The organism is Dactylosporangium sp. NPDC005572, from assembly GCF_040605515.1.
Lineage (GTDB): Bacteria > Actinomycetota > Actinomycetes > Mycobacteriales > Micromonosporaceae > Dactylosporangium.
This window is the reverse complement of the sequence record NZ_JBEXCY010000031.1, coordinates 22,369-47,827: the sequence shown is the minus strand read 5'-3', so window position 1 is coordinate 47,827 and position 25,459 is coordinate 22,369. Positions and strand designations below refer to the sequence as shown.

24 protein-coding genes are annotated in these 25,459 nt (G+C 73.5%); 10 read left to right on the top strand and 14 right to left on the bottom strand.

Features of this window, described 5'->3' with window-relative positions; genetic code table 11:
• Nucleotides 1-62: 62 nt before the first annotated feature.
• Together ABZS66_RS18025 and ABZS66_RS18020 are read right to left on the bottom strand one after the other, a co-directional pair.
• Complete coding sequence (locus ABZS66_RS18025; RefSeq protein ID WP_354758897.1) at nucleotides 63-3,155, bottom strand: RING finger family 4 domain-containing protein; 3,093 nt, start codon at nucleotides 3,153-3,155, stop codon at nucleotides 63-65.
• A 157-nt stretch (nucleotides 3,156-3,312) separates the two neighbouring features.
• Nucleotides 3,313-4,509, bottom strand: coding sequence for a lipase (locus tag ABZS66_RS18020; protein ID WP_354758895.1), 1,197 nt, complete (start codon nucleotides 4,507-4,509; stop codon nucleotides 3,313-3,315).
• A 328-nt stretch (nucleotides 4,510-4,837) separates the two neighbouring features.
• Between ABZS66_RS18020 and ABZS66_RS18015 the strand changes: the two genes are divergently transcribed.
• The 4 genes from ABZS66_RS18015 to ABZS66_RS18000 all read left to right on the top strand — a co-directional run bounded on the left by ABZS66_RS18015 (nucleotide 4,838) and on the right by ABZS66_RS18000 (nucleotide 7,545).
• The gene (locus ABZS66_RS18015; protein ID WP_354758894.1) at nucleotides 4,838-6,031 is read left to right on the top strand and encodes an inorganic phosphate transporter; all 1,194 of its coding nucleotides are present in this window, start codon (nucleotides 4,838-4,840) and stop codon (nucleotides 6,029-6,031) included.
• An 11-nt stretch (nucleotides 6,032-6,042) separates the two neighbouring features.
• A complete protein-coding gene (locus ABZS66_RS18010) occupies nucleotides 6,043-6,330 on the top strand; it encodes a hypothetical protein (protein WP_354758892.1) in 288 nt (95 codons plus the stop codon).
• A 7-nt stretch (nucleotides 6,331-6,337) separates the two neighbouring features.
• Nucleotides 6,338-6,643, top strand: coding sequence for a DUF3349 domain-containing protein (locus ABZS66_RS18005; protein ID WP_354758890.1), 306 nt, complete (start codon nucleotides 6,338-6,340; stop codon nucleotides 6,641-6,643).
• Between the two features lie 89 nt (nucleotides 6,644-6,732).
• Entirely contained in the window at nucleotides 6,733-7,545 is an 813-nt protein-coding gene (locus ABZS66_RS18000; RefSeq protein WP_354758888.1) for an expansin EXLX1 family cellulose-binding protein, read from the top strand.
• Between the two features lie 14 nt (nucleotides 7,546-7,559).
• On the opposite strand, the gene ABZS66_RS17995 is transcribed toward ABZS66_RS18000, so the two are convergent.
• On the bottom strand, nucleotides 7,560-8,753 hold the full coding sequence (locus tag ABZS66_RS17995) for a sugar efflux transporter (protein ID WP_354758886.1): 1,194 nt from the start codon (nucleotides 8,751-8,753) through the stop codon (nucleotides 7,560-7,562).
• A gap of 42 nt (nucleotides 8,754-8,795) precedes the next feature.
• On the opposite strand from ABZS66_RS17995, the gene ABZS66_RS17990 reads away from it, so the two are divergent.
• Nucleotides 8,796-9,530, top strand: coding sequence for an enoyl-CoA hydratase/isomerase family protein (locus ABZS66_RS17990; RefSeq protein ID WP_354758884.1), 735 nt, complete (start codon nucleotides 8,796-8,798; stop codon nucleotides 9,528-9,530).
• Nucleotides 9,531-9,661: 131 nt separating this feature from the next.
• On the opposite strand, the gene ABZS66_RS17985 is transcribed toward ABZS66_RS17990, so the two are convergent.
• Nucleotides 9,662-10,486: a helix-turn-helix transcriptional regulator gene (locus ABZS66_RS17985; RefSeq protein ID WP_354758882.1), complete on the bottom strand. Its 825-nt coding sequence runs from the start codon at nucleotides 10,484-10,486 to the stop codon at nucleotides 9,662-9,664.
• A 114-nt stretch (nucleotides 10,487-10,600) separates the two neighbouring features.
• On the opposite strand from ABZS66_RS17985, the gene ABZS66_RS17980 reads away from it, so the two are divergent.
• Nucleotides 10,601-11,467 (top strand): oxidoreductase, encoded by an 867-nt coding sequence (locus ABZS66_RS17980; RefSeq protein WP_354758880.1) that lies wholly within the window; start codon nucleotides 10,601-10,603, stop codon nucleotides 11,465-11,467.
• Nucleotides 11,468-11,846: 379 nt separating this feature from the next.
• On the opposite strand, the gene ABZS66_RS17975 is transcribed toward ABZS66_RS17980, so the two are convergent.
• Together ABZS66_RS17975 and ABZS66_RS17970 are read right to left on the bottom strand one after the other, a co-directional pair.
• On the bottom strand, nucleotides 11,847-13,091 hold the full coding sequence (locus ABZS66_RS17975; protein ID WP_354758878.1) for an MFS transporter: 1,245 nt from the start codon (nucleotides 13,089-13,091) through the stop codon (nucleotides 11,847-11,849).
• Nucleotides 13,079-13,576, bottom strand: a complete 498-nt coding sequence (locus tag ABZS66_RS17970; protein ID WP_354758876.1) for a MarR family transcriptional regulator — start codon at nucleotides 13,574-13,576, stop codon at nucleotides 13,079-13,081. Before ABZS66_RS17970 ends, ABZS66_RS17975 begins: the two co-directional genes overlap by 13 nt.
• Nucleotides 13,577-14,037: 461 nt before the next feature.
• Between ABZS66_RS17970 and ABZS66_RS17965 the strand changes: the two genes are divergently transcribed.
• Nucleotides 14,038-14,481 (top strand): DUF3592 domain-containing protein, encoded by a 444-nt coding sequence (locus ABZS66_RS17965; RefSeq protein ID WP_354758874.1) that lies wholly within the window; start codon nucleotides 14,038-14,040, stop codon nucleotides 14,479-14,481.
• A 31-nt stretch (nucleotides 14,482-14,512) separates the two neighbouring features.
• Here ABZS66_RS17965 and ABZS66_RS17960 read toward each other — a convergent pair whose 3' ends face one another.
• Nucleotides 14,513-15,496 (bottom strand): aldo/keto reductase, encoded by a 984-nt coding sequence (locus ABZS66_RS17960; protein WP_354758872.1) that lies wholly within the window; start codon nucleotides 15,494-15,496, stop codon nucleotides 14,513-14,515.
• A gap of 34 nt (nucleotides 15,497-15,530) precedes the next feature.
• Complete coding sequence (locus ABZS66_RS17955) at nucleotides 15,531-15,893, bottom strand: MerR family transcriptional regulator (protein ID WP_354758870.1); 363 nt, start codon at nucleotides 15,891-15,893, stop codon at nucleotides 15,531-15,533.
• Between the two features lie 28 nt (nucleotides 15,894-15,921).
• Here ABZS66_RS17955 and ABZS66_RS17950 point away from each other — a divergent pair, with 28 nt between their 5' ends.
• Together ABZS66_RS17950 and ABZS66_RS17945 are read left to right on the top strand one after the other, a co-directional pair.
• Nucleotides 15,922-16,665 carry an MOSC N-terminal beta barrel domain-containing protein gene (locus ABZS66_RS17950; protein WP_354758868.1) on the top strand — a complete coding sequence of 248 codons (744 nt, stop codon included), beginning with the start codon at nucleotides 15,922-15,924 and terminating at the stop codon, nucleotides 16,663-16,665.
• A 61-nt stretch (nucleotides 16,666-16,726) separates the two neighbouring features.
• Complete coding sequence (locus ABZS66_RS17945) at nucleotides 16,727-20,620, top strand: bifunctional nitrate reductase/sulfite reductase flavoprotein subunit alpha (protein WP_354758964.1); 3,894 nt, start codon at nucleotides 16,727-16,729, stop codon at nucleotides 20,618-20,620.
• Here ABZS66_RS17945 and ABZS66_RS17940 read toward each other — a convergent pair.
• The 3 genes from ABZS66_RS17940 to ABZS66_RS17930 are packed head-to-tail and all read right to left on the bottom strand — an operon-like array spanning nucleotide 20,586 to nucleotide 22,515.
• Nucleotides 20,586-21,209 carry a hypothetical protein gene (locus tag ABZS66_RS17940; RefSeq protein WP_354758866.1) on the bottom strand — a complete coding sequence of 208 codons (624 nt, stop codon included), beginning with the start codon at nucleotides 21,207-21,209 and terminating at the stop codon, nucleotides 20,586-20,588. The genes ABZS66_RS17945 and ABZS66_RS17940 overlap by 35 nt on opposite strands.
• Nucleotides 21,206-22,201, bottom strand: coding sequence for a hypothetical protein (locus ABZS66_RS17935; protein WP_354758864.1), 996 nt, complete (start codon nucleotides 22,199-22,201; stop codon nucleotides 21,206-21,208). Before ABZS66_RS17935 ends, ABZS66_RS17940 begins: the two co-directional genes overlap by 4 nt.
• Nucleotides 22,201-22,515: a helix-turn-helix transcriptional regulator gene (locus tag ABZS66_RS17930; protein ID WP_354758962.1), complete on the bottom strand. Its 315-nt coding sequence runs from the start codon at nucleotides 22,513-22,515 to the stop codon at nucleotides 22,201-22,203. The genes ABZS66_RS17935 and ABZS66_RS17930 overlap by 1 nt, the downstream gene beginning before the upstream one ends.
• Nucleotides 22,516-22,710: 195 nt before the next feature.
• Here ABZS66_RS17930 and ABZS66_RS17925 point away from each other — a divergent pair, with 195 nt between their 5' ends.
• Nucleotides 22,711-23,097 (top strand): cupredoxin domain-containing protein, encoded by a 387-nt coding sequence (locus ABZS66_RS17925; protein ID WP_354758862.1) that lies wholly within the window; start codon nucleotides 22,711-22,713, stop codon nucleotides 23,095-23,097.
• Here ABZS66_RS17925 and ABZS66_RS17920 read toward each other — a convergent pair.
• The 3 genes from ABZS66_RS17920 to ABZS66_RS17910 are packed head-to-tail and all read right to left on the bottom strand — an operon-like array spanning nucleotide 23,083 to nucleotide 25,415.
• Nucleotides 23,083-23,577, bottom strand: a complete 495-nt coding sequence (locus ABZS66_RS17920) for a molybdenum cofactor biosysynthesis protein (protein WP_354758860.1) — start codon at nucleotides 23,575-23,577, stop codon at nucleotides 23,083-23,085. The two genes, ABZS66_RS17925 and ABZS66_RS17920, sit on opposite strands and share 15 nt — an antisense overlap.
• A 22-nt stretch (nucleotides 23,578-23,599) precedes the next feature.
• Nucleotides 23,600-24,712, bottom strand: a complete 1,113-nt coding sequence (locus ABZS66_RS17915; protein ID WP_354758858.1) for a MerR family transcriptional regulator — start codon at nucleotides 24,710-24,712, stop codon at nucleotides 23,600-23,602.
• On the bottom strand, nucleotides 24,672-25,415 hold the full coding sequence (locus ABZS66_RS17910) for an alpha/beta fold hydrolase (protein WP_354758856.1): 744 nt from the start codon (nucleotides 25,413-25,415) through the stop codon (nucleotides 24,672-24,674). Before ABZS66_RS17910 ends, ABZS66_RS17915 begins: the two co-directional genes overlap by 41 nt.
• Nucleotides 25,416-25,459: the final 44 nt, after the last annotated feature.

The following is a 25,459-nucleotide window of genomic DNA, read 5'->3' as shown; positions in this document are numbered from 1 at the left end:
TCGTACCTCCATTCCCCTGACGATCGGCCCCGCCCGACATCGACAGGTCGCGGCGAAATTCCTCAGGACGGCGCCAGCGCGGCGATCAGGTCGGCCGCGGTGACCGGGGTCCACGGCGCCGGCGGCCGGTCGTCGACGACCAGCGCGACCGAACCCTCGGCCACGTGCGCCGGAAGCAGGCGGGCGTCGGCGACGGCCGCGAGCACCCGCCCGACCGCCGGCGCCACTACCGGGCCTGCCGCGCCGGCCGGCGCCACCGAGGCTCCCGCGGTGGCCGCTGCATCGTCGGCACCCGCGGTCCGGCCGGCCCGGAGGACGGCCGGTGTCGCCGGGGCTCCCGCGGCGTCGGGCGTCGCTGCCGGGTCTCCCGCGACTGCCGGGGTCGCCACCAGGGCTTCCGCGGCGGCGGGCGTCGTTGGCAGGGCTCCTGGGGCGGTGGCTGCGGCGCGGATGGCCGCGACCGTCTCCGGCGGGGTCGTGACCGGGACGGCGGTGCGGGTGCCGTCGGCGTGGGCGACCTCGACCCGGTCGGCGCGGGCCGCTGCGTGCCAGGCCGCCACGTCCAGCACCGTCGCCCGGACGCCGCCGGTGAAGTGGTCCCACAGGTCGGCCGCCAGCTTGCCGATGCGCGGGCCGTGCTCGTCGACGTCGTGCCCGTACCCGAGCACGGACAGCACCGCCTCGACCCACATCACCTCGCCGGAGCGCACGTCGAGCACGAACGGCACCAGGGCCCGGACGTCGCCGCGCAGCGTGAACCGCTGCATGACGCGCGCCGCGTCGTACTGCTCGCCGCCCGGGACCGGCAGCGCGAACCCGGCGAAGGCGGCGTCGAGCACGTCGAACGGGACGTCGTTGTAGCTCAGCACGACCGGCACCGCCCAGGCCACGCCGGCCCGGAGCAGCCGCGAGCGGTGCAGGTCCAGATACTCGGTCGCGCCCAGCGGCGGCGGCGCCGACGTCAGGTCGCCCGAGTGGATCGCGGCGTCGCCGAACCGCAGGTTGCTGTAGTCGCAGTGCCCGGACTGCACCCAGTCGGCGGTGTAGAACGCGCAGGAGAGGTCGAGGTCGACCCGGTCGGTCGTGTCCGTCCAGTGCGCGAACAGCCGCACCACGTCCACGCCGTCGTCGAGCGTCCGCACGCTGCCCCGCGGCCATCCCGCGAGCTGCTCGGCCGAGACCCGCTCCCGCATGGGCGCCGGCACCCGCGCCAACCCCGCATCGATGACCGCGAGATCAAACCGGCCGCCCGCCGCGGGCGGGGAGGAGGCCGCGGGCGGGGAGGAGGCCGCGGGCGGGGAGGAGGGAGTGGCGCCGGCCGCCTCCGCGGCCGGGCGGGAGGCGGCGTCGGCAGCGCGCGCGGCCCGGCGGGTCAGTTCCTCGTCGGCGCAGCCGCGGACCTCGGCGACGATCCCGGGCGGGAGGGGGCCGCGCAGTTCGGGCGCGGTCCAGGTGCGCACGGAGTCGCCCTTCGGGAAGAACGTCCGCCGTGGCGTGCCGGGACCCGGGCCGTGCTGCGACGCGGCGCCCGGGCGCCCGGTCCCGCGCTGGATCCGGATGCGCAGCGCCGTCCGGAGCCGGTTCGTCCGCTGCTCGATGCTCTCGGCCACCGCTGGGACGGCTGCGGCCGTCGCCTCGCCGGCGGCGGCAGCCACCACGTTGGCCGGGGTCGTCGTGGCGCGCGTGCCGACCGCCGCGGCCGCCGTGGCCAGGACGTTGGGGGAGACGTGCGGTGCGGTCTCGCGGGCCGCGTCCAGCACGATCCGCTGGGCGTCCGGGTCGTCGCCGGCCAGCCGCAGCAGGTGGTCGAGGCGCCGCCACAGCTCGCCCGGGCGGCCCATCAGGATCGCCGCGGCGCTCGCCGGGTCGGCGGCCGCGGTGGCCGCCTCGACCAGGGACGTCAGGGTGCGCACGCGGACCGACACCGTGCCGTCGGGGTGGTCGGTGCAAAGAATGCGGTCGGGGCGGCGCTCGTGGGCGGCGGCGATCGCCCGGCCGAGGGGGCCGGCCGGCGGGGTGCGGGTGCCGCGGAGCGCGGCGAAGACGACGGCGGCGGAGGGGGCGGCGGCCACCTGCTCATACGGGTGGAGCCGCTCGGCCAGGCGCTTCCACACCGCCGGGTGCCGCTGCACGTCCTCGGCGGCGGTCACCGGGTCGAGGCCATCGAGGAAGGCGAGGACGGCCCGGCGCAGCCGGCGGGGGAGCGCCCGGACGCGCGGGGCCGGCACGGTGACGATCCGTTCGCCGGCCGGGCGGCGGGCCTCGCCGGGGCCGGGCACCCGCTTCGCCGGCAGGACGAGGCCGGGGTCACCGCCGGAGTACGCCCACAGCGTCCGGGCCACGTCGGTCGCGGTGCTCCACCGGGCGACGGCCTCGTCCAGCGCCGACAGCCCGGCGTCGAGGGCCGCGGAGATGACGACGGCGAGGGTCTCGCGGGCCGGCACCTCGACCGGCAGCCAGTCGAGCCGGCCGGGTGCGGTGGCGACCACCAGCAGCCGCAGGTCGGCGCGGTCGGTCTCGGACAGGGCGGCGGTCCGGGCCACCAGCTCGTCACGCAGCCGGACGGCCGTGCGCGCCGGGTTGTCGTCGAGGGTGAGGCGCCGCAGCCGCAACGGCTCGCCGGCCGGCGAAGGCGGCGAGGGCGGCGAGGGCGGCGTAGTGGGCAGCGGCAGCCAGCCGTCGCCGCTGATCCGGCGGCCGCAGATCGGGCAGCCGGCATAGCGGTCCGGGGCGTAGCACCGCGTGCAGGCCAGGTGCCCGCACGGGTCGACGGGGCGGACGTGCCCGACCTCGTCGCAGAGCAGGCAGCGCTCGGTCCGGTCCTGGAAGAGCAGGGCGAGGATGCGTTCGACATACTCCTCGACCGGGTCGCGCGGCGTGTCCGGGAACCGGCGGAACAGCGGCACGTGGTCGCGGTCGGCGCCGACGAGCTCGTCGGCGACAGCCTGCACCCAGTCGGCCCAGGGCAGCCGGACCGCCGGGTCGAGCGCCGCGAACCGGGCCCGCAGCCCGGCGTCGAGCACCCAGCCCTGTCTCGCCAGGTCGGCCTCCAGCGCGGTGACCCAGACGTCACCGTCGGCGGGCGGCCGCGGCGCGGCCGGTGGGAGGCGCACCGCGCCGGCACGGCGCAGCAGGAGCGTGGCGAGCGCGTCCATGGAACAGTCATCCACCCGGGGCAAGGGGAAAGGGAGTGAACCGGGGCGGAGAGTCGAGGCGCTAGATCTTTTTCAGAGAAAGGGAGAAGGAAGCACCCCGGAGAGCCGCCCCGGTCCGTCGATCCTACGGCGTGGCCGTACAGCCCGCAGCCCCGTTTCAGCCGAGCTGCGCGAACCAGCGCACCGCCTGCGCGGTGCCGGCGATGTTCGAGCCGAGATGCACCGAGCCCTGGTACTGCTGGATTCCGGTGTCGACGACCGGCGCCCGCAGTACCGCTGCACAATGCTCCGAATTCGTCACCGGAACCTGCTCGTCGGAGCGCGCCGCGAACAACCGCGTCGGCACGGCGAACCGGTGCCCGGTGCAGGATGCGTCGTGCTCGGCGAGCGCCTCGGCGAACCGGCCGGTCGGCGCCTCCAGCTGGGCCAGGCCCTCGTCCGACAGCAGCTCGGCCGGCGACTGTGGCAGCGTCTCGACCAGGTCGTCGCCGGTGTGCACGCCGTCGTAGAGGGCCTCCACGCGGCCGGCGTAGCCGGGGTCGAAGAAGCCCGGCAGGTCGTGCAGGCGGTTCCAGGCGACCAGCAGGTAGCCGAGGTAGCCCACGTCGTACGGCCACGGCACGGTGGTCAGCAGGGCGTGCAGCTCGACGCCCCGCAGGTCGTAGGCGCCGGAGATCGGCGCCAGGGCACCGAGCCGGAACCACGGGTCGGCGCCGGACAGCAGCGCCTTGCCCAGCGCCGTCGCCGCGCTGGCGCCCTGGGAGAAGCCGGTGACGTACACCTCGCGGCGCAGCGTGCGGCCCTGCTCGGCCGCGACCGTGCGGGCGGCGCGCAGCAGGTCCACCGAGGCGGTCGTCTCGGACGGCAGGTGCAGGTACGGGTGCGGGCCAGGGCCGAGGCCCATGCCCAGGTAGTCGGGTGCCACGGCCGCGAACCCGGCCGAGGCGTAGGTGATGGCGGGCCCCACCGACCAGCCGTCGCGCCACATCGACGGCGCGTCGGTACGGTTGAGCTCGGTGCCGTGCGCATACGACACGACCCGCAGCTGCCGCTCGGCCGAGCGGGGCAGCGCGAGCAGCCCGCTGGCGACGGTCGGCCTCCCGGCGGGGTCGATCGTGCGGTACACGACCTGGTACATGTCGACGCCGAACCGCACGGTGCCGATGTCGAACCCGGCCCCGGCGAGCTCGGCCCGCGCCGCGCCGGCGGTGTCGATCGGACGCAGCCGCTGCACGGCCACCACGTCACCACGGCCCTCCCGCGCGGCCGCGGCGCCGCTCCCACCGGCGGCGCTCAACCCGAGCCCGCCCGCGAGCAACAGTCCACAGAGGACGATGCGCTGAAGATTTCTCATGTACCGAACGCTATGGCGCGGCATGACAGCTATCGATCCGGTCTGCCGGTGACTTGAAGGTGGGGCTCACCCCACCCCGGCTCAACTCGCGACGAGGGTGCACACGGCGCCGCCGCCGGTGGCGCTGCAGACCCGCGCCGTGCCGTCGCGGGAGGAGGTGACCAGCCGGGTGCAAAAAGGGGTGAACTCGGTCCAGGAGACGTGGTCGTCGTGGCCGAGAACCTCCCTGCCCGACGGGTCCGGCCGAGGCCTGAACGGCTGGGAAACCGCAGCCGAACAGTTCCGGGTCCGAATCAGGTGGGCAGCGGTTCCGCGTGACGATCGGTTGGTGACAGAGACCACCGTGATCTTGGTCTTGGTGATCGTGACGGCGCTCGGGTTCGACTTCACGAACGGGTTCCACGACACCGCGAACGCTATGGCCACCTCCATCGCGACCCGCGCGCTGCGGCCGAAGGTCGCCGTGCTGCTGTCCGGCGTCCTGAACCTGGTCGGTGCGTTCCTCTCCGTCGAGGTCGCCCTGACCGTGACCAACGCGGTCGTCAAGATCCAGAACTCGAACGGGACACCCAAGCAGGAACTGCTCGGCAACGGCGGTTTCGACCTGCTGCTCATCGTCCTCGCCGGGCTCGTCGGCGGCATCGTCTGGAACCTGCTGACCTGGCTGCTCGGCCTGCCGTCGAGTTCGTCGCACGCCCTCTTCGGCGGCCTGGTCGGCGCGACCATCGCCGGGCTGGGGTGGTCCGGCGTCAACTGGAACGGCGACGGCGACGGGCTCGACGGCCTCGTCGGCAAGGTCCTCCTGCCGGCGGTCATGTCGCCGGTCATCGCCGGCATCGTCGCCGCCACCGGCACGTGGCTCATCTACCGCGTCACCGTGGGCGTGGCCCAGCGGTTCACGGACAACGGCTTCCGCTGGGGGCAGATCGGCAGCGCGTCGCTGGTGTCGCTCGCCCACGGTACCAACGACGCCCAGAAGACCATGGGCGTGATCACGCTCGCCCTGATCGCCGCCGGCGACTGGACCGACACCGGGAACATCCCGTTCTGGGTGAAGGCCTCCTGCGCGCTCGCGATCGCGCTGGGCACCTATCTCGGCGGCTGGCGCATCATCCGTACCGTGGGCAAGGGCCTCGTCGAGATCGCCCCGCCGCAGGGCATGGCGGCCGAGTCCGGCTCCGCCGCGGTCATCCTCGTCTCCAGCCACCTCGGGTTCGCGCTCTCGACGACGCACGTCGCCACCGGCTCGATCCTCGGCACCGGCGTCGGCAAGCGGGGAGCGCTGGTGCGCTGGGCGGTCGCCGGCCGCATGGTGCTCGCCTGGCTGACCACGCTGCCCGCGGCGGCGGTCGTCGGCGCCGTCATGTGGTGGCTGGCCCACGTCATCGGCGGGCTGGCCGGGGCGCTCGTCGTCTTCGTCGTCCTGGTGCTGCTGGCCGGGTACATGTACCTGCGCTCGCGCCGCCAGCCGGTCGACCACACCAACGTCAACGAGGACTGGGCCGGTCTGGCTCGCCGATAAGGACGGCTCGTATGCACAATCTTGGATTCGCCCTGGAAGAGGCCTGGCAGGTGCTGATCGCCAGCCTCCTGCTGGGCGCCGGCCTGCCGACGCTGTTCGCGCTCGGCGTGCGCTCGCTGGCCTACGGTGCGGGCGCCGTGGGCGACCGTCCCGCCCGGCCGCTCGGGACGGTGATCGGCTGGCTGTGCTTCGCCGTGGTGTTGCTCGGCGTGGCACTGGGCATCACGTACATCGTCGCGTCCGGCCTCGGCAAGACCCTGAGCTTCGAGCACATCTTCCCGACCATCGCGGACAAGTGAGGTGTTCGTGGAACCCAGTTTCCTGACCCGCGTCGTGGACTGGCTGCGCGCCGGGTACCCGGCCGGCGTGCCGCGCCAGGACTACGTGGCACTGCTCGGGCTGCTGCGCCGCAAGCTCACGGACGTCGAGGTGCACAGCATCGCGCAGGCCCTCGCCGACCGGTCGATCCTGACGGCCGAGCCGATCACCGTCGAGCACATCGAGCAGATGATCAATGATGCGGTACTGCAGCATCCGTCGGACGAGGACGTGGCCCGCGTGTCGGCCCGGCTGGCGGCTGGCGGCTGGCCGCTGGCCGACCCGGAGCGCTGACGGCGGCCGCGGCGCCCGGCGATTCCGGCAATCCGGGCGCCACCAACCGTCCGCGCGGTTTTGTCGGTGCCCCCGCCTAGGATGCCGTCATGCGTCGCCACCTCCGCTGGGCCGTCCCCTCCGCCGGCGTGCTCCTCGCCGCCGTGCTGACCGTCGTCATCGTGACGCAGGTCGGCGGCAACGCGGCCTGCGCGGCCCCGATCAGCGGCAAGGCGTCCTACTACAGCACCAACCGCAACGGCATGTGCAACCTCGGCGCCCCGTCCACGGACTCCTACGTGGCGATCGGCCCGGCGGAGTACGCCGGCGGCGCCGCCTGCGGCTCGTATCTGAGCGTGACCGGCCCCAACGGCACCACCGTGCTGGTCCAGGTCGTCGACCAGTGCCCGTCCTGCCCCCGCGGCAAGATCGACCTGAGCAAGGCGGCCTTCGCCCGCATCGGCGAGCTGAGCGCCGGCATCATCCCGATCACCTATGACACGGCCCGCGACCCGGCCCTGACCGCCCCCTTACGCGTCAAGCTCAAGGGCGGCACGTCCCGCTCGTCGCTCACGGCCGTCGTCGACAACCACGGCAACCCCCTCGCGTCGGTCGAGCTGCAGACCCCGGCGGGCTGGACCCCGCTGAAGCGCGGCAGCGACAACGTGTGGACGGGCCCGTCGGGCCAGGTCGCGGCGCCGGTGACGCTGCGGGTCACCGACGTGTTCGGTCACCAGGCGGTCGTCCCCGGCCTGACCCCCGGCCCGTCGGAGTTCCAGCAGACGCAGGTCGCCCTGTACGGCCCGGGGGCGTCCCCATCGCCGTCCCCGTCGGCGTCGCCCTCGGCCGAGCCGTCCCCGACGGCGTCGACCGTCCCGGCCGGCGTCGTGTCGGCGCTGCCCTCGGCGTCGTCGACCTGCTGAGCCCGCGCCGTTCGTCAGGTCGACGCGGTGCGCGGGCGGCGGGTGGTCAGCAGGAGGGCCAGGCCGACGGCGCACAGGGCGGCACCGAAGCCGTAGGCCCAGCGGTAGCCGACGTGCTGCGCCACGCCCAGCAGCGGGCCGGCCAGGATCGACGCCACCGGGAACGAGTTGCCGGCCAGGGTTGCCGCGCGGCCGGGTTCCGAGGGCAGCAGCTCCTGGACGTACGAGATACCCAGGCCGCCCACCGCGGCGATGAAGCACGCGTTGAGCAGCTGCAGCGCCATCACCTGCCAGGTGCTCGACGAGCCCGTCACCAGCGCGTAGTAGACGACGCCGAGCACCGCGCCGAACGCCATCAGGTTGCGCAGGGACCACTTCGCCGACAGCGCCCCGAAGGCGAGCATCAGCGGGATCTCCAGGGCGGCGCACCAGCCGAGGATGAGGCCGGCGTTGCGGACGTCGGCGTGCAGGACGTGGCCGACGAACAGTGACATGGCCTGGACGCCCAGCACGCCGGCGCCCTGCAGGACGGTCAGCGCCGCGACCACCCGCAGCACCGTGCCGCGCGAGGCCGACGGCAGCGGCGCGGGCCGCTCCGCGTCCGGGTGGCCGGGCGGCGGTCCCGTGTCCTTCAGCCAGATCAACGCGACCGCGCCGGCGAGCACGTACATCGCCGCGGCGGTGAGGTACAAAATGCGGAAACTGCCGACCTCGAGCAGCACCGCCGCCACCGGAGGGCCCGCCACCCAGGCGATCGAGAACAGCATCCGCAGCGTGCTGATCGCCATGGCCGAGCGGGTGGAGCCGTTCTGCTGGAGCACCTCGCGGGCGTAGGCGAACGACTGCGGGAACAGCGAGCCGCTGACCGCGGTGAGCGTCACGGCCACCGCCACGAGCACCCAGTAGTCGCGGACGAACGCCGTCACCACCGAGCCGGTGCAGCCCGCGGCCGCCGCGACGAGCAGCAGCCGCCGCCGGATCGCCCGCTTGTCCGACAGGCGCCCGATGACCGTCGACGACACCACCGAGCTGACCGGGCCGATGATGAGGAACGCCGCGACGAGCGCCGGGCCGGCGTGCACGGCCGTGCTCAGGAACAGCGACAGGAACGGGCCCACGACCGCAGCGGACAGCCCGACGAAGAAGAACATGACGCCGAGCGGGACGAGCGACAGCGGCCGCCGCTCGATCTTGGTCGCGGTGAGCACGGGTGCTCACCATACCGGCAGGTCAGCGGTAGGGTGACCGGCGTGATCGAACTCACCGAAGCCGGCGACGTCGCCGTGGTCCGCCTCGCGCACGGCAAGGTCAACGCCCTCGACCTGGAACTCCTCGCCGCGATCACCGAGACCTTCACCGCCCTCGATGCGGGCGACGCCCGGGCAATCGTGCTGACCGGCGCCGGCCGCACCTTCTCGGCCGGCGTCGACCTGCGCCGGGTCATCGACGGCCCACCGGAGTACGTCGATGCCCTCCTCCGGGCCCTGACCCGGGCGTTCCTGGCGGTCTTCACCACGGGCAAGCCGGTCGTCGCGGCGGTCAACGGCCACGCGATCGCCGGCGGCGCCGTCCTGGCCTGCGCCTGCGACTACCGCCTGATGGCCGCCGGCGACGCCCGCATCGGCGTGACGGAGGTCCTGGTCGGCGTCCCGTTCCCACCGGCCGCCATGGAGATCGTCCGGCACGCGGTCGGCACCTACGAGGAGATCCTGACCGGCGACACGTTCGAGCCCGACCTCGCCCCGTTCATCGACACCGTCGTCCCGCCGGAGTCCCTCCTGGACGAGGCCGTGGCCACCGCCAACCGGGTAGCGGACCGGATCCCGCCCGACACGTACCGCCTGACGAAGGAGCAGCTCCAGTCCGCGGTGCACGACCGCCTGTCCCGCCTGGGTCCGCAGTTCGAGGCCCGCGTGGCCACGCTCTGGCACCGCCGCCGCGACGACGGCACCCTGGCCACCCAGCTCAACCGCCCGAGGGCCTGACCGGTTGGTGTGAGCCGATCCGCAGCCGCGTCCCGCAGACGACCTGGTCTCTGCCGGACTACGAGCTGGCGCGCCGCGTTCTCGGCCGACCTGGTGCCGCTGGTCGTCACGCTCAGCCCGCGCGGCGTGCTCTACGAACTGGCGGCCAACGAGCCCAGCAGGTTCAGTAATCGGGAGGACTCCGAGCCCGGCTCGGCGTGATAGACCACCAGGAGCTGGCCCTCCTCGCCCGGGATGCCGAGCTTGTCGCAGAACAGGTCCAGGTCGCCCACCTCCGGGTGGTGCAGGCGGCTCACGCGGCCCGCGCGGGCGCGGACGTCGTGGCGGGCCCACAGCTTGCGGAAGCGGTCGCTCTTCAGGGACAGGTCGCCGACCAGCGCGGCCATCCTGGGGTCGTCCCCGCCGGCGCCGGCCTCCGCCCGGAGGCCGGCGATCGCGTTTGCCGTGGCCTGCGTCCAGTCGCGGTGGAGCGCCTTCTCGGCCGGGTCCAGCAGGGCGGCGCGGAGGCGGTTGACGCCGGGGGCCAGGTTCGGGGACAGCGCGTGGGCCATGCGGTTGGCGGCGAGGACGTCGAGATACCGATTCTGGATGAACGCCGGCATCGGCATCTCCGTCATCAGGTGCAGCACGCTCGCCGGAACGGTGTCGGCGGCGGAGCGGCGGCGGGTCGTGCGGGAGCGCGGGCGGGTGAGGCCGATCATGTACTCCGTTGCCGCCGCGTCGAGCCGCAGCACGCCGGCGAGGGCGTCGAGGATCTGGACCGACGGGTGGCGGTCGCGGCCCTGCTCCAGCCGGAGGTAGTAGTCGGAGCTGATGCCCGCCAGCATCGCGACCTCCTCGCGGCGCAGGCCGCGGACCCGCCGCAGGCCGGGGCCCGGGTTGAGGCCGGCGTCCTCCGGTGTTACTTCCTCGCGCCTGGCGCGGAGGAACTCGCCAAGCGTGTTGGTACCGTTCATGCCCACCACCGTAAGCCGCCCGGCGCCCCGCCGGGGCTCCCGTGCCTGGTCCCCTTGCTCCTAGGATCACCAGGGCACTGCACAACCGGCCGCCTGAGGCGGACCGTAGAAACCATGAACACCGCAACGCTGACCCTCGCCGAGGACCTCACCATCACGCGCATGGGCTACGGCGCCATGCAGCTCGCCGGCCCACATGTCTTCGGCCCGCCGAAGGACCGCGACCAGGCGCTCGCCGTGCTGCGGGAGGCCGTCGCCCTCGGCATCACCCACGTCGACACCAGCGACTTCTACGGCCCGGCCGTCGTCAACGAGCTGATCCGGGAGGCCCTCAGCCCCTATCCGGAAGAGCTGCGCATCGTCACCAAGGTCGGCGCCCGCCGGGGCGCGGACGGCTCCTGGATCCAGTCCCTCGAGCCGGCCGACCTGAAGGCACAGGTCCACGACAACCTGGAGCACCTCGGCCTCGACGTGCTCGACGTGGTCAACCTGCGCGTCGGCGCCGCCGAGAGCACCGGCGACGCGCCGATCAGCGAGCAGTTCGAGGCCCTCGCCGAGCTGCGCGGGCAGGGCCTCATCCGCCACCTCGGGCTGAGCGGGGTGACGGACGCGCAGCTCACCGAGGCACAGAGGATCGCCCCGGTGGTCACCGTGCAGAATCTCTACAACCTGGCCAACCGCCAGGACGACGCCCTGGTCGACCGGTGCGCCGCGGAGGGCATCGCGTTCGCCGCCTTCTTTCCGCTGGGTGGCTTCTCGCCGCTGCAGTCGGAGACGCTGACCCGGGTCGCCGCCGACCTCGGTGCCACGCCGCAGCAGGTGGCCCTGGCCTGGCTGCTCCAGCGCTCCCCGACGATGGCCCTCATCCCGGGCACGTCCTCCGTCGCCCACCTGCGCGAGAACGTCGCGGCGGCGGATCTGTTACTGCCGGAGCCCGCGCTGACCGCCCTGAACGCCGTCGCCGGCGCGGTTGCTGCGTGACGGCACGCCGGCGGGCATGAACCTGAACGCCGTCGCCCGGTCCGGTTGCTGCGTGACGGCACGCCGGCGGGGCACGAACCTGAACGCCGTCGCCGGCGCGGTTGCTGCGTGACGGCACGCCGGTGGGCATGAGCCTGAACGCCGTCGCCGGTGCGGTTGCTGTGTGACGGCACGCCGGCGGGCATGGGCCCGCTCGCCAGGTGGACGGCCGTCACCCAGGAGGCGGGCCCGCAGCTGTGTCGCACGACGCACCCGCGCACCGGGCCGGCACCGGGCCGGGACGGCACCGGGCCGGGTTCTGGCCTCGCGTGCGGCGCGCGGCCCGCGATCGTCGCCCGCTTCGTCATGCTGACCCCGGGGGGCAGGCGATCCGCCTTCGTCAGGCTGAACCTGGGGCAGGCGATCCGCGGGCACCGGCGGCCGCCGTGAGCGACGGGGTCGCCCGGGCGACGGCGGCGACCGCGAGCACGCACAGGGCGCCGCCGCTCACCAGGGTCGTGGTGGCGCCGAGCGGGACCGCGAGCAGGCCCGCGCGGAAGTTGCCAACGTCGGGGCCGGCCTGGCCGACGATCTGTTCGGCCGCGGCCACCCGGCCCAGCAGCGCATCGGGCGTGTGCAGCTGCACCACCGTGCTGCGGCAGACGACCGCCACCGTGTCCGCCGCGCCGGCCACCACCAGGCAGGCCAGGGCGGACCACGGGTCGGGAGCGAGGGCGAACGCGGCCAGCGAGACGCCCCACGCGGCCGAACCGAGCAGCATCACCGCGCCCGGGCGAGGGCTGCTCGTGAACGTGCCGGACAGCACCGAGGCCACGATGCCGCCGGCCGCGATCGCGCTCAGGAAGAGGCCGAGCGTGCGGGGGTCGTTGCCGAAGCGCTCCGCGTTCACGAGCGGGAACAGGCTGAGGGGCATCGACAGTACGGTGGCGGCCAGATCCGTCAGCAGCGCCCCGCGCACCGGCGGGGTGGCCAGCAGGAACCGCAGGCCCTCGGCCACGGCACGCAGGCCGGGCGCGGCCGGGGCGCCGTCCGGGCGCATCGGGGGCAGGCCCGCGGCGGCCAGCAGCGCGGCGCCGAAGGACAGGGCGTCGAGCAGGTAGCAGACGCCGACGCCGCCCCAGCTGATCACCGCGCCCCCGATGGCCGGGCCGAGCAGCAGCGAGCCCTGGAACGCGACCCGGTTCAGGGCCAGGCCGGCCGCGACCTGCTCGTCTGGGAGCAGCCGGGAGACGAACGTGCGCGCGGCCGGTCCGCCGGCGGACGCGAACGTCGACTGCAGCGCGAGCACCAGCAGTACCACCGGAGCCGACACCCCACCGGCAAACCCCTGCGCCGCCAGGAGCGCGGAACAGGCGGCGGCGCCGGCGGTGGCCAGCAGGTAGAGGCGGCGGCGGTCAGTACGGTCCACCAGCGCGCCCGCGAACAGGCCGAACGCGACAAGCGGCAGCGCCTGGGCGAGGGCTGCCGCGCCCGTCCAGGCGGTGCTGTGCGTGGTGTCCCAGAGCTGGTACATCACGGCGACGAGCGTCATCTGCCCGCCGAACATCGAGCACACCCGGCCCAGCCACAGGCGCCGGAACTGCGGCGACGACCGCAGCGGCGCGACGTCGATCAGGGCTGCCACGCCGGGTCCCGGGCGAGGTGGTCGGCGATGCGGTCGTGGAAGCTGCGCCGCCGCAGGGCCGTCTCGAGGTCCGTGACCACCCGGCTGAGCGGGTACGGTACCTCGGCCTCGAGCTCCGCCAGTGCCGCCTCGGTCGCCCGCCACTCGGCGGCCAGCCGCCCGACGACCCGCCGCGCCTTCGCGGTCAGCACCACGCGCTTCGTCCTGGCATCGACGCCGGTCGTCGTCCGGACCCACCCGGCGGCCCGCATGGCCGCGACCTTCTGGCTCATCGCCGAGTGGGTGCGCTGCACCGACTCGGCCAGCTCGGTGATCGTCATCGGCCCGCGCGCGTGCAGCCGCACCAGCTCCAGCACGAAGCTCGACCTGAGCCCCTCGACGCCGGCCTCGTCGTAGAGCCGCTCGATGTCCGCGTCCATCGCCGCCACGAGCAGCCGCAACGGCCGCCAGGCGCTCCGCTCGGTCGGGTCCTCCACCTCGCTCACAGTGGTGAATGTAACAGTGCTTATACAATCGGTCGAGCCACACCGCCCAGGCCCTGCACCGTCCACTGTGGAAGTCGGGCCTGGGGGTTCGCGAGTGAACCGCTGCCGACCGCGACTGCTGGCACGTATGTGGCACGCGGGTGTGGGTCAAGGCCCCCGTGCACCCGGCGCCCACCGGGACCCCGGGGCCCCCGGCTGGAGGCCCCGCCGGAGGCAAGGAGCCCAGCACGACGCGCAGGTGGCAGGGAGAGGGTTTCCACTGGTGGGAACCCCGACCGGTGTCTGACGGGAGCAACGGAAGTAGTTCGACGGACGAGAGTCATCCGTTACCAGGTTTTGCCTTTTCGGACGAATTCGCTGCGGCCGCAGCCAAGGCTATCCTGCATGACGTCGAACGTTCGAAATGTCCAGCATCCACCAAGGTGGCACAATGTCCGTAGCTGCAGCCGCACGTCACACATATGCGTCGTAGTCCATCGATTCTCGGACCCACGGCATCATTGGTGGTGCTGACCGTTGGCTCGGTGTTCCTCGCGGTGGCCTTGCTCGTGTCGGCCTGGCAAAGTGTCGATGACCTTCGAGGTGGCACCGTTTCCGCGGAAGTTGTCGACATTTTGTGGAACGATTCCGGCAGTCGAAATTACACCGTGCGATTCACGACCGGCGCCGGGGTGGCTTGTGAGTCTCGGATCAACTCCGGCTCGAATCCGCCACCACGCGCCATTCAGGTCGGCGGTCAATCCCAGGTCCGTCATCGAAGGTCCGATCCGTGTTCGGCGGTTCGCGAAACGTCTGAGCCGGCACCATGGTTCGGTACGGCCGTATCGGCGGTGTTGTTCGTTGGGTGGCTGTTCGCAGCTCGCTCGGCATGGCGGCGTCGACGAGCAGCAACCGCATCTGCGTGACTGAACCGCCTCCGAAACCCAGGCGGGAGCGCTAGGCGCCGGCCGCGTCCAGTTCGGCCAGCACCTCGGGGGCCAGCTTGATGCTCAGGGCGGACATCGAGGAGTCGTACTGCGAGAGCGTCCTCGGGCCGATCAGGGCGACGCGTGACGGATCCCGCTGGTGGAGCAGCCAGGCCAGCGCGAGTTCGCTGCCCGTCACGCCCAGGTCCGCCGCCAGCTTCGCGACCGCGGCCAGGCGGGCGTCCGAGTCGGCGCCCCGGTACGACTCCATGACGTGGTGGTCGCGGCCGTCGTAGATGCCCTTGAGGATCGGGGAGTACGCCACCAGCGTCAGGTCCTCGTGTGCCCGCAGGTAGCTGAGCTGCTCCGGGCCGACGATCGAGGCCTTCGACGCGGACGGGTGAGGGCGCAGATACGAGTGTTCCTGCTGGAGGGCCACCGGGGCCGGCCAGCCGTTGGTCGCGCACAGCCGGCGGATGCGCTCCAGGCGCCAGGTCTGGACGTTCGACCAGCCCAGGTGGCGGACCTTGCCCGACGAGACCAGGCCCGCCAGCGCCGACAGCGTCTCCTCCAGCGGCGTGGCCAGGTCGTCCACGTGGACGTAGTAGAGGTCCACGTGATCCACGCCGAGGCGGCCGAGGCTGGCGTCCAAGGCGTGGCGGAGCGTGTCGGCACGAGCGCCCGCGTACTGGGACGGGGCGGGGACCGTGCCGGCGCGGGCCCCGGCGGGGTCCGGCACCCAGGCGCTGCCCTTCGTGGCCAGGAAGACCTCGTCACGGCGGCCACCCCGGGCGAACCAGCGGCCCAGCAGCGACTCGCTCTCGCCGCCCGTGTCGCCGGGAGAAGGCCACCACGCGTAGCAGTCGGCGGTGTCGAGGAACGTGCCGCCCGCCTCCAGGTAGCGCTCCAGCATGGTCACGGACGTGGGCTCGTCGGTGCTCGTGCCCATCAGCATGCAGCCCAGGGCGACCGCGCTCACCTGCTCGCCCGTGTGGCCCAGAGGGATCGTTCGCATGGGACCGACCGTAGGAGCTGGAGCGCGCTCCAGGTCAATCGCCCAGTTCGGAGTGGTACCACTCGATCTTGTGGCGGATGCGGGTCTGCTCCTCGCGCAGGGCCGCGATCTTCGCCTCGATCTCGCGGTCGTGCTCCTCCAGGAGCTCGGCGCGCTCGGCGAACGTGGCGTCGCCGCCGCGGGCCAGCTCGGCGTAGCGCAGCATGCGGGCGATCGGCATGCCGGTGTCGCGCAGGCAGCGCAGGATCTCCAGCCACGCGATGTCGTCGTCGGAGAAGACCCGCTGGCCGCCGGCATTGCGGTCGATGTCGTCCAGCAGGCCGATGCGTTCGTAGTAGCGCAGGGTGTCGAGGGTGAAGCCGGTCTTGTCGACGACCTCGCGTGGGGTGTACCGCATGTGTCAGTTGTACCGGCAGGATGTACCAGTGGGCGAGATCGTGTGGCTGGGGCGGTACCCGGTGAAGTCGATGCTGGGCGAGGAGCTGTCCGAGGTGGCGCTGGAGGCCGACGGCCTCGTCGGCGACCGCCGGTACGCGCTGGTGGACCGGGAGACGGGGCTGGTGGCGAGCGCCAAGAACCCGCGGAAGTGGGGCTGGCTGCTGCGGCACAGCGCCCGCTACGAAGAAGACGGCACAGTGACCATTTCGGAAATGTCCGACATGCCGGAGAACCTCATCAGTGAGGTGCCGGAGGGTGCCACCCTCGAACGGCTCACGCCCGAGACCGAGCCCGGCGCGGGCGAGATGACCAGGAGTGTCCTGCCGAGGCGGAACTTCGTCGACTTCGCGCCGGTCCACGTCGTCACGACGGCCACCCTCGAAGCCCTCCAGGCCGACCACCGCCGGTTCCGCCCCAACATCGTCGTGCGCATGGTCGACGGCGAACCCTTCGCGGAGAACGACTGGCCGGGAAGGAAGATCGCGGTCGGAGACGCCGAGATCGAGGCGATCGTCCCGACGCCCCGGTGCGTGATCCCCACCCTGGCCCACGGCGACCTGCCCGCCGACCCGTCCGTGATCCGCACCGCCGCGCGGCAGAACCGGGTCCAGGTGTACGACCTCGGCAAGCTGACCTGCGTCGGCGCCTACGCGACGGTCAGCCGCCCGGGCACCCTCCGCGTCGGCGATCTCGTTCACATCGACGGCGCGCCGAATGTGGGAGCGGTGTAATCGCGGCGGACAAAACCGCGTGACGTCGGTGTAACGGGCCGCCCGTACGGTACGGACCGTGATGCAGACCCGTACGGTCTGTTCGTACTGCGGGGTCGGCTGCGGCATGGTCCTCGACGTGGCGACGGACCCCGACGGCCGCCGTCGCGTGCTGAAGGTGACCGGCGACCGGCAGCACCCGGCGAACGCGGGCCGGCTCTGCACCAAGGGCGCGACGAGCGCCGAGATGCTCGCGGGCCCGGGCCGGCTGGCCACCGCGAAGACCCGGCAGCGCCGCGGCAGCGAACCCACCGACACCCCCGTCGACCAGGCGATCGCGGACACCGGGCGAAGGCTCAGGGCGATCGTCGACGAGCACGGCCCCGACGCGGTCGCGTTCTACGTGTCGGGGCAGATGACCCTCGAGGCGCAGTACCTCGCGAACAAGCTCGCCAAGGGCTTCGTGCGCACCAACCAGATCGAGAGTAACTCCCGCCTCTGCATGGCCAGCGCCGGCAGCGGCTACAAGCTGTCGCTCGGCGCCGACGGCCCGCCCGGTTCCTACGACGACTTCGACCACGCCGACCTGTTCCTGGTCATCGGCTCCAACATGGCCGACTGCCACCCGATCCTGTACCTGCGCATGATGGACCGGGTCAAGGCGGGCGCGAAGCTCATCGTGGTCGACCCGCGCCGCACCGCGACCGCCGACAAGGCCGACCTGTTCCTCCAGCTCCGGCCGGGCACCGACCTGGCGCTGCTCAACGGCCTGCTGCACCTGCTCGATCAGGGCGGGGGCATCGACGAGGCGTTCATCAGGGAACACACCGAGGGCTGGGAGGCGATGCCCGAGTTCCTCGCCGACTACACCCCGGACAAGGTCGCCGAGCTCACCGGGCTGGAAAGCGCCGACGTGCGCAGAGCCGCCGACCTCATCGGCACCGCCGGCGAGTGGATGAGCTGCTGGACGATGGGTCTCAACCAGAGCACCCACGGCACCTGGAACACGAACGCCCTGGTCAACCTGCACCTGGCGACCGGCGCCATCGGCCGGCCCGGCAGCGGCCCGTTCTCGCTCACCGGCCAGCCCAACGCGATGGGCGGGCGCGAGATGGGGTACATGGGGCCCGGCCTGCCCGGCCAGCGCTCGGTCCTCGTGGAGCAGGACCGCGTCTTCGTCGAGGAGGCCTGGGGCCTGCCCGGCGGCACACTGCGCACCGACGTCGGCAAGGGCACCGTCGAGCTGTTCGAGCGGATGGCCGCCGGCGAGGTCAAGGCGTGCTGGATCATCTGCACCAACCCGGTGGCCTCGGTCGGCAACCGGCGGACCGTGATCGAGGGCCTGGAGCGGGCCGAGCTGGTCATCACCCAGGACGCCTACGCCGAGACGGAGACGAACGCGTACGCCGACGTCATCCTGCCCGCCGCCATGTGGTCCGAGATCGACGGCGTCATGATCAACTCGGAGCGCAACCTCACGCTGGTCCAGCAGGTCGCCGACCCGCCGGGTGAGGCGCTCGCCGACTGGCAGCTCATCGCGCGGATCGCCGCCGAGATGGGGTACGCCGACGCCTTCTCCTACGACGGCGCCGAGGACGTGTTCGCCGAGATCCAGCGGTTCTGGAACCCGCAGACCGGCTACGACCTGCGCGGCGTGAGCTACGAGCGGCTGCGGACCGAGCCGGTGCAGTGGCCCGCCCCGCCTGGAGCGCCGCCGCGCAATCCCATCCGGTACCGCCACCAGCCGACCAGCCAACTGCGGTTCGCAACCCAGAGCGGCAAGGCGGTGTTCTTCGCCCGCCCGCACCTCGACCCCGCCGAGCTGCCCGACGACGACTTCCCGTTCCTGCTCAACACCGGCCGCCTGCAGCACCAGTGGCACACGCTGACCAAGACCGGCAAGGTCGCCAAGCTCAACAAGCTCAACCCGGGCCCGTTCGTGGAGGTCAACCCGGCCGACGCCGAGCGGCTCGGGGTGGCCGACGGCGACGAGGTCGAGGTCGCGTCGCGCCGCGGCCGGGCGGTGCTGCCGGCCCGGGTCACCGACCGGGTCATGCCCGGCAACTGCTTCGCGCCGTTCCACTGGAACGACCTGTTCGGCGAGTACCGCAGCATCAACGCCGTCACCAGCGACGCCGTCGACCCGATCTCCTTCCAGCCGGAGCTGAAGGTGTGCGCGGTCAGCCTCACGCGGGTCGCGACGCCGCCGCGGGAGGGGCCGCTCGGGCTCGACCTGACCCCGCCCCGGCTGACCGAGGGGGAGCGGCTGTACCTCGCCGGCTTCCTCAGCGCGCTCACCGCCGCCCCGCCGGCGACGGCGCCGATGCTGCCCGACAACGCGCCGTTCGACCCGGCGCGGGCGCAGTGGGTCAACGGTTTCCTCGCCGGGACCTTCGGCGGCCGGCCGCCGGCGACCGCCGACGCACCGGCCCCCGCCCGTACCATCCACGTCCTCTGGGCGTCGCAGACCGGCAACGCCGAAGAGTTCGCCGGCCTGGTGAGCCGGCGCCTGGCCGACGAGGGCTGGCAGGCGGACCTGCGCAGCATGACCTCGGCGGCGGCCGACCTGGCCACCAGCGGCGCCGACCTGCTCATCATCACCAGCACCTTCGGTGACGGCGAGGCGCCCGACAACGGCGCCGCCTTCTGGGAGTCGCTGCACGGCCCCGACCCGGTGCGCTTCGACGGCCGCCGCTACGCGGTGCTCGCCTTCGGCGACTCCAGCTACGCCAACTTCTGCGGCCACGGCCGGGCCCTCGACACGCGCCTCGACGAGCTGGGCGGCGTCCGGCTCACTCCGCGGGTCGACCTGGAGCCGGACTACGAGGACGCCGCGCACGGCTGGCTCGACGAGGTGCTCAAGGCCCTCCGGTCGTCGGCCGTGGCGCCGGCCCGGCGGACCGGCTCCAAGCGCGAGCCGATCACCGGCATCCTGACCGGCAACGAGCTGCTGAGCCGCCCCGGGTCGGCCAAGGAGGTGCGCCGGTTCACGTTCGCCGCCGACCTCGACTACGAGGCCGGCGACTCGCTCGGCGTGTGGCCGGCGAACTGCCCGTCGCTCGTCGACGAGTGGCTCGACGTGACCGGTGTCGACGACCCGTCGTTCGGCGAGGCGCTGCTGCGCCGGCACGACATCACCCGCATCACGCCCGACCTGCTGCGCTTCGTCGCGGACCGCTCCCACGACACGACGCTCAAGGCGCTGCTGCGGCCCGACAACCAGGGCGAGCTCGCGAAGTACACCTATGGCCGGCAGGCGATCGACGTCATCGCGGAGCACGGGACCGAGGCCACGGCCGCCGAGTGGCTGGGGGTGCTGAAACGCCTCCAGCCCCGGCAGTACAGCATCTCCTCCTCGCCCCTGGCGAACCCCGGGTCCGTCAGCCTCACCGTGTCGGTCGTCCGCTTCGACAACCCGCACGGCCGGCCGCGCAAGGGCGTCGCCTCCACGTTCCTCGCGGACGCGCTCCTGGAGTCCGAGATTCCGGTGTACCTCCAGAAGGCCCCGCATTTCCGCCCGCCCGCCGACGACACTCCCATGGTCATGGTCGGCCCCGGCACCGGCGTGGCCCCGTTCGTCGGCTTCCTCCAGGAGCGCCACGCGCGGGGCGCCCGCGGCGGCAACTGGCTGTTCTTCGGCGAGCAGCGCCGCGCGACCGACTTCTACTACGAGCAGGAGCTCGCCGCGTTCCGCGACGCCGGCACCCTGACCCGGCTGGACCTGGCGTTCTCCCGCGACCAGCGGTCGAAGGTGTACGTGCAGGACCGCATGCGCGAGCACGGCGCCCAGCTGTGGGCGTGGCTGCAGGACGGCGCCTGCTTCTACGTCTGCGGCGACGCGACCCGCATGGCGAAGGACGTCGACCAGGCGCTGCGCGACGTGGCGGCCGCCCACGGCCACCTGTCCGAGGAGGCGGCCGCGGCCTACGTGAAGCAGCTGGTCAGCGAGAAGCGCTACCTGCGCGACGTCTACTGAGGCGCTGCTCGCGGATCGCGAGTCCGAGCCCGGCGAGGAGGTAGGCGGCGGCGACCCCGGGGATCGCGGCGACCATGAACCACATCGCCCGCCCGCCCGGCCCGCACCGGTGCAGGGCCGGCATCGCCCGCCCGTCGGGGTCGACCCGGACGGTGACCTGGTCGCCGGTCCGGTAGACCGGCTCGCCGCAGGAGAGCCAGCCGAGGTCGCGTTCGGTGCGCAAGTCGCTGACCAGGTACTGCTGCTCGCACCCCTCCTCCTGCTCGACGCACCGCCCGTCCTGGACGATCGCCGGCCGGTCCTCGCCGACGACCTCCAGATAGGCCGCCGGGGCGAACGTCGTGACGAAGATCGCCGCGACGAACATGAGGAAGAAGAACCCGAAGTGCAGGACGGCCGCCGAGGACTCGCTGTTGAGCACGACGACCGCGATCGCGACGCCCATCGTGACGACGAACCCGAGAATGGACAGCAGGGCCCGCGCCGGGTCGTCCCGCCCCGCGACAAGCACGGCCACGACGACATCGACGCCGAGCCACACCAGCACCAGCAAGCCCGACCCGGCCCACCGCGCCAGAGGCGACCTCATGCCCCCGCACGGTAGCGAACCCGCGCACCTGCCGGGAGGGCGGAGACGGCCAGGCTCAGCAGGGCGGCGGCGGTGCCGAGCAGGAACAGCAGTGAGAACGTCGGCTGGCCCAGCCACTCCCACAGCGGGTGCCACGACGGGTGGGGCTCGCTCAGGTGGTGGTTGAGCGCCAGGGGTGCGGCGAAGACGGTTGGGGTCCACCACAGGAACAGGGCGATCGCCAGCAGTACCGTCGCCGAGGCCCGCGGCCGGCGGCGGCTGGCCCAGCCGAAGAGCAGGAAGGAGCCGGCCGCGCCCAGGAGGAAGCCCGCGATCCCCGCCGGCCAGACCGGCCACGGGGCCGCGCGCTGGAACGACGCCGACAGGTAGGTGCCCGTCAGTTCCAGCGTGAAGACTGTGTCGCCGCGGGCCGCGACCAGGGTCGTCGACGTCGGGATCGTCGCTGGGTCGCAGGGCGGGCCGGCGCAGCCGTACAGGTCGTGCTCGATCGGCGGGTAGACCGTCCAGCCCAGGTCGCGCAGCCGCTGGACCGTCGCGGCGACGTCGGCGTCGCCGGGGGTGCCGCCGCCCACCCCGGCCGGCTGGTACTCCCCGCCGTCGCCCAGCAGCAGGTCGCGGGTGGCGGACCAGCGCAGCGGGCCGCCGTAGACGACGAACAGGGACGGGGCGTCGGCGAGGCCCTCGAAGTGCCTGCCGGGCACGATCTCGGCCAGCATCGAAGTGGCCTCCGCGGCCGTCGGGAGGGGGCGGGCCGTCTCCCACGCCGCGCGGACCGCGAACCCGGCCGTGAACAGGCCGCAGATCAGCGCGGTCAGGGTGGCCCAGACCGCGACCGTGCGGCTGGCCGGGCGGCCCAGGCGGGCGCGCAGTCCGTGGCGGACCAGGTTGGCGGCCTCCCGGGCGGTGGGCCGGGTCCGGCCGGCCTCGCGCAGGGTCTCCAGGATCTCGTCGCGCCGGTGGCCGCGCGGGTAGGCGAGTAGCCAGATGCGCATCAGGCGGTCCTCGGGCGGGCGGCGCGCAGGCGGGCCTCGGCGGCGGTGGCGAGGCCGCGCAGGCGGGCGGTCTCCGCGGTCAGTGCGGTCAGGCCGGCGGCGGTGAGGCGGTAGTACCGGCGGGTCCGCCCGTCGACCTCCTCGTCGCGGTCGTGCTCGACGAGGCCCTCGGCGGTGAGCCGGTCCAGGGCCGTGTACAGCGTGCCCGTCAGCAGCCGCATCCCGGACAGCGTCTCGACCTCCCGCACGATGCCGTAGCCGTGCCGCGGCTCGCCGGCCAGGGCGGTGAGGATGAGAAACGTCGGTTCCCGCATCGTCGCCATCGCCCGACCATAGATAAATGATCAAGCTATGGCAAGTGCCATGGGCGCATGCGCAGCGTCGCGGTGCTCTCCGACCAGCGTCGCTCACGACCGTGCGCTGGTGGGACGCGGGAGGGGTCGGCTAGGCTGCTGGCCAGATCCGCGAATTGGTGTCGGCGCACCAACCTCACCGCGAGGAGTGCCACCGTGCCCACCGCCACCAAGTCCCGGCCCGACACCATGGTCCGGCTGCTCGCCGTCGCGGTCATCGCGATCGCCGCGGCCGTCGCCGTCTTCTACGCCACCCGCGGCGAAGACACACCGGCCGGCGGCGACCGGGAGCTCACGATCACCATCAGCAACCGCACGGTCAGCCCGCCGACCGGCCGCGTCGAGGTCGCCCGCGGCACCACGATCAAGCTCACCGTGACCTCCGACGCCCCCGACGAGCTGCACGTCCACGGCTACGACCGCAAGGCCGCCCTCGAGCCCGGCAAGCCGGCGAAGCTGGAGTTCAAGGCCGACGCCACCGGCCTGTTCGAGGTCGAGACCCACGACGCCGGCCTGGTCCTGTTCCAGCTAGTGGTCCGCTGAGGCGGAGTCCGCTGAGACTGAGAAGGACACCGGCCCGACCCGCAGCACCCCGTCGTCGAGCGGCACGCACCGCACCCCGCCGTGACCGCGCAGCCCGCGCCAGGCGCCCGGCCGGATCGTCACGTCCATCCAGGCGCACGGGTGCGCCGGCCGGCGCACCCGCAGCCGGACCGGCCCGTCGCCCGAGTCGAGCGTGAGGATCGACCCGACCAGGTCGTCGACCGGGATGCCCTCGACGAGCACGTTGCGGCGCACCTGCGCGAGCCCGGCCCCGTCCGGCAGCCACTCCCGCGCGACGACGGTGACGCTCGCGTCGCGGTGCGCCTGCTGCCCGAAGTAGCGGTCGCCGACGATCCCCAGCCCGGCCCGGATCCGCACGGTGGACACCAGCTCCCCGTCGGGCGCCGGCGCCGGCCCGTCCGCGGGGCGGCCCTCGAACCGGTGGACGGGCGAGGCGAGCAGCTCCACGATCTGTGCCATGCCGGCCAGTGTATGGACGGTGTTACTCCAGGCTGACCACGTCGGCGACCACGCAGGCGATGTTGTCCGGGGCGCCCGCCGCGTACGCCAGCTCGACCAGGCGGTCCAGCGTCGCCTGCGGGCCGCCGGCCTCCAGCAGCGCCGTGCGCAACGAGGAGGCCGCCACCACCGTCGACAGGCCGTCGGAGCAGAGCAGGTAGCGGTCGCCGGCGCGGGCCTCGTGCACCGACAGGTCCGCCTCGTTCGCGCCGGTGCCGGTCAGGGCCCGCACCAGCAGCGAGCGCTGCGGGTGGGTCGCGGCCTCCTCCGGGGTCAGCCGGCCCTCGTCGACCAGCTGCTGGACGTGCGTGTGGTCGTCGGTGATCTGGAACAGCTCGCCGTCGCGCAGCTGGTAGGCGCGGCTGTCGCCGACGTGGACCAGGGCCAGCCGGGAGCCGGACCACAGCAGCGCCGTCAGGGTGGTGACCGCCTCGCCCGACGGGTCGGTCGCGGCGATCTCGTGCAGGGCGCGGCCGGCGTCGGCGACCGCGTCGGCGAGGGCGCCGAGCAGGTCGTCCGCCGGCACCGACAGCGTCTCCAGCGGTTTGAGCGCGTCGACCGCGGCCGCGCTGGCCCGGTCGCCGGCCGCGCCGAGCGTGCCGTCGGCGACCGCGAGCAGGCGGCTGCCCGCGTACGCGGTGTCCTCGTTGCTCGTGCGCACCAGCCCCGACTCGGCGCGGGCGGCGTAGCGGATGCCCAGCGGGCTGATGGCGGTACCCCTCCCCGACAGGTGGTCGACGAGGAATGCGGCCAGGCGCCCGCGGGCGGCGGTCTCGGCGAGCACGTCGTCCCAGTACGCGGCGACGATGTCCGCGGCCTCGGCCGGCGGCAGGTCGCACACCCGCCGGATCGTGGCCAGCGGCATGCCGAGCCGGCGCAGCCAGGCGATGAGCCGGGCCCGGTCCAGCTGCGCCGGGTCGTAGAAGCGGTACCCCGAGTCGCTGTCGACCGCCGCCGGGGGCAGCAGCCCGAGCTCGTCGTAGAGCCGCAGCGCCTTCGGCGACAGCCGCGCCGCCCGGGCGAACGCCCCGATCGTGAGCACTGTCCCCTCCAGGTCAACCCTCGTAGAGCTCCACGAACCGCGGTACCAGCTCATCGTGCCCCGACACGATGTTGTGCCCGAGCCCGAGCCGGGCCGGCAGCGTGTCGAGGGCGAGGCTGGCGCCGGACGCGGCGGCCAGCCGGGACGGGATGTCGAACGCGAGCGCCCGGTCCACGACCGTGTCGTTCTCCGACACGGCGACGGCGACGTGCCGCAGCCCCGTGGCCGTCACCTCGCGAAACGCGGCGATGCGCAGGTACTGGGCCACGGCGCGGTACGAGTAACCCCGCCGGTCGACCCGGTCGGGCAGCAGGCCCAGCCCGTACAGGCGGATCAGCGGCCGCAGCAGCACCGGCGGGATCCGGCCCGGCGCGGGCGCGTAGAACGGGGCCAGGGCGAGCAGCCGGCGCACCGTCCCGCCGCCCCGCGCCGCCAGCCAGGTGGCCAGCACCGCCCCGCCGGACACCCCGACGATCCCGACCTCCTCGCCGAGCCGCGCGGTCCGCTCGAGCGCCGCGTCCGCGTAGTCGAGCAGCTGGCGGGTGCGGACCCGGGCGTGTGCGCCGGGCGTCACGACGCCGTGGAACGGGGCGCGGGGAACGTGGACGTTGTACCCCTGGCGATGCAGTGCGGCGGCCAGCCCGTCGAGCTGGGCCGGGCTGTGGGTGTACCCGTGCAGCAGCAGGACCGCGTGGGCCCGGCGCCCGCCGTGGCTGAGCGTCCGGCTGTCGTGCCCGGCGGCGACGCTCGGCTCCATGCGCACGATTGCACCGCACGTCGGGGGCGTGCCCGCGGGTCGGG

Excerpts from the sequence above, each read along its gene's own strand:
- ABZS66_RS18025 (WP_354758897.1), bottom strand. The coding sequence starts at position 3,155 with ATGGACGCGCTCGCCACGCTCCTGCTGCGCCGTGCCGGCGCGGTGCGC.
- ABZS66_RS18020 (WP_354758895.1), bottom strand. The coding sequence starts at position 4,509 with ATGAGAAATCTTCAGCGCATCGTCCTCTGTGGACTGTTGCTCGCGGGC.
- ABZS66_RS18010 (WP_354758892.1), top strand. The coding sequence starts at position 6,043 with ATGCACAATCTTGGATTCGCCCTGGAAGAGGCCTGGCAGGTGCTGATC.
- ABZS66_RS18000 (WP_354758888.1), top strand. The coding sequence starts at position 6,733 with ATGCGTCGCCACCTCCGCTGGGCCGTCCCCTCCGCCGGCGTGCTCCTC.
- ABZS66_RS17985 (WP_354758882.1), bottom strand. The coding sequence starts at position 10,486 with ATGAACGGTACCAACACGCTTGGCGAGTTCCTCCGCGCCAGGCGCGAG.
- ABZS66_RS17980 (WP_354758880.1), top strand. The coding sequence starts at position 10,601 with ATGAACACCGCAACGCTGACCCTCGCCGAGGACCTCACCATCACGCGC.
- ABZS66_RS17965 (WP_354758874.1), top strand. The coding sequence starts at position 14,038 with ATGCGTCGTAGTCCATCGATTCTCGGACCCACGGCATCATTGGTGGTG.
- ABZS66_RS17960 (WP_354758872.1), bottom strand. The coding sequence starts at position 15,496 with ATGCGAACGATCCCTCTGGGCCACACGGGCGAGCAGGTGAGCGCGGTC.
- ABZS66_RS17955 (WP_354758870.1), bottom strand. The coding sequence starts at position 15,893 with ATGCGGTACACCCCACGCGAGGTCGTCGACAAGACCGGCTTCACCCTC.
- ABZS66_RS17945 (WP_354758964.1), top strand. The coding sequence starts at position 16,727 with ATGCAGACCCGTACGGTCTGTTCGTACTGCGGGGTCGGCTGCGGCATG.
- ABZS66_RS17940 (WP_354758866.1), bottom strand. The coding sequence starts at position 21,209 with ATGAGGTCGCCTCTGGCGCGGTGGGCCGGGTCGGGCTTGCTGGTGCTG.
- ABZS66_RS17935 (WP_354758864.1), bottom strand. The coding sequence starts at position 22,201 with ATGCGCATCTGGCTACTCGCCTACCCGCGCGGCCACCGGCGCGACGAG.
- ABZS66_RS17930 (WP_354758962.1), bottom strand. The coding sequence starts at position 22,515 with ATGCGGGAACCGACGTTTCTCATCCTCACCGCCCTGGCCGGCGAGCCG.
- ABZS66_RS17920 (WP_354758860.1), bottom strand. The coding sequence starts at position 23,577 with ATGGCACAGATCGTGGAGCTGCTCGCCTCGCCCGTCCACCGGTTCGAG.
- ABZS66_RS17915 (WP_354758858.1), bottom strand. The coding sequence starts at position 24,712 with ATGAGCTGGTACCGCGGTTCGTGGAGCTCTACGAGGGTTGACCTGGAG.
- ABZS66_RS17910 (WP_354758856.1), bottom strand. The coding sequence starts at position 25,415 with ATGGAGCCGAGCGTCGCCGCCGGGCACGACAGCCGGACGCTCAGCCAC.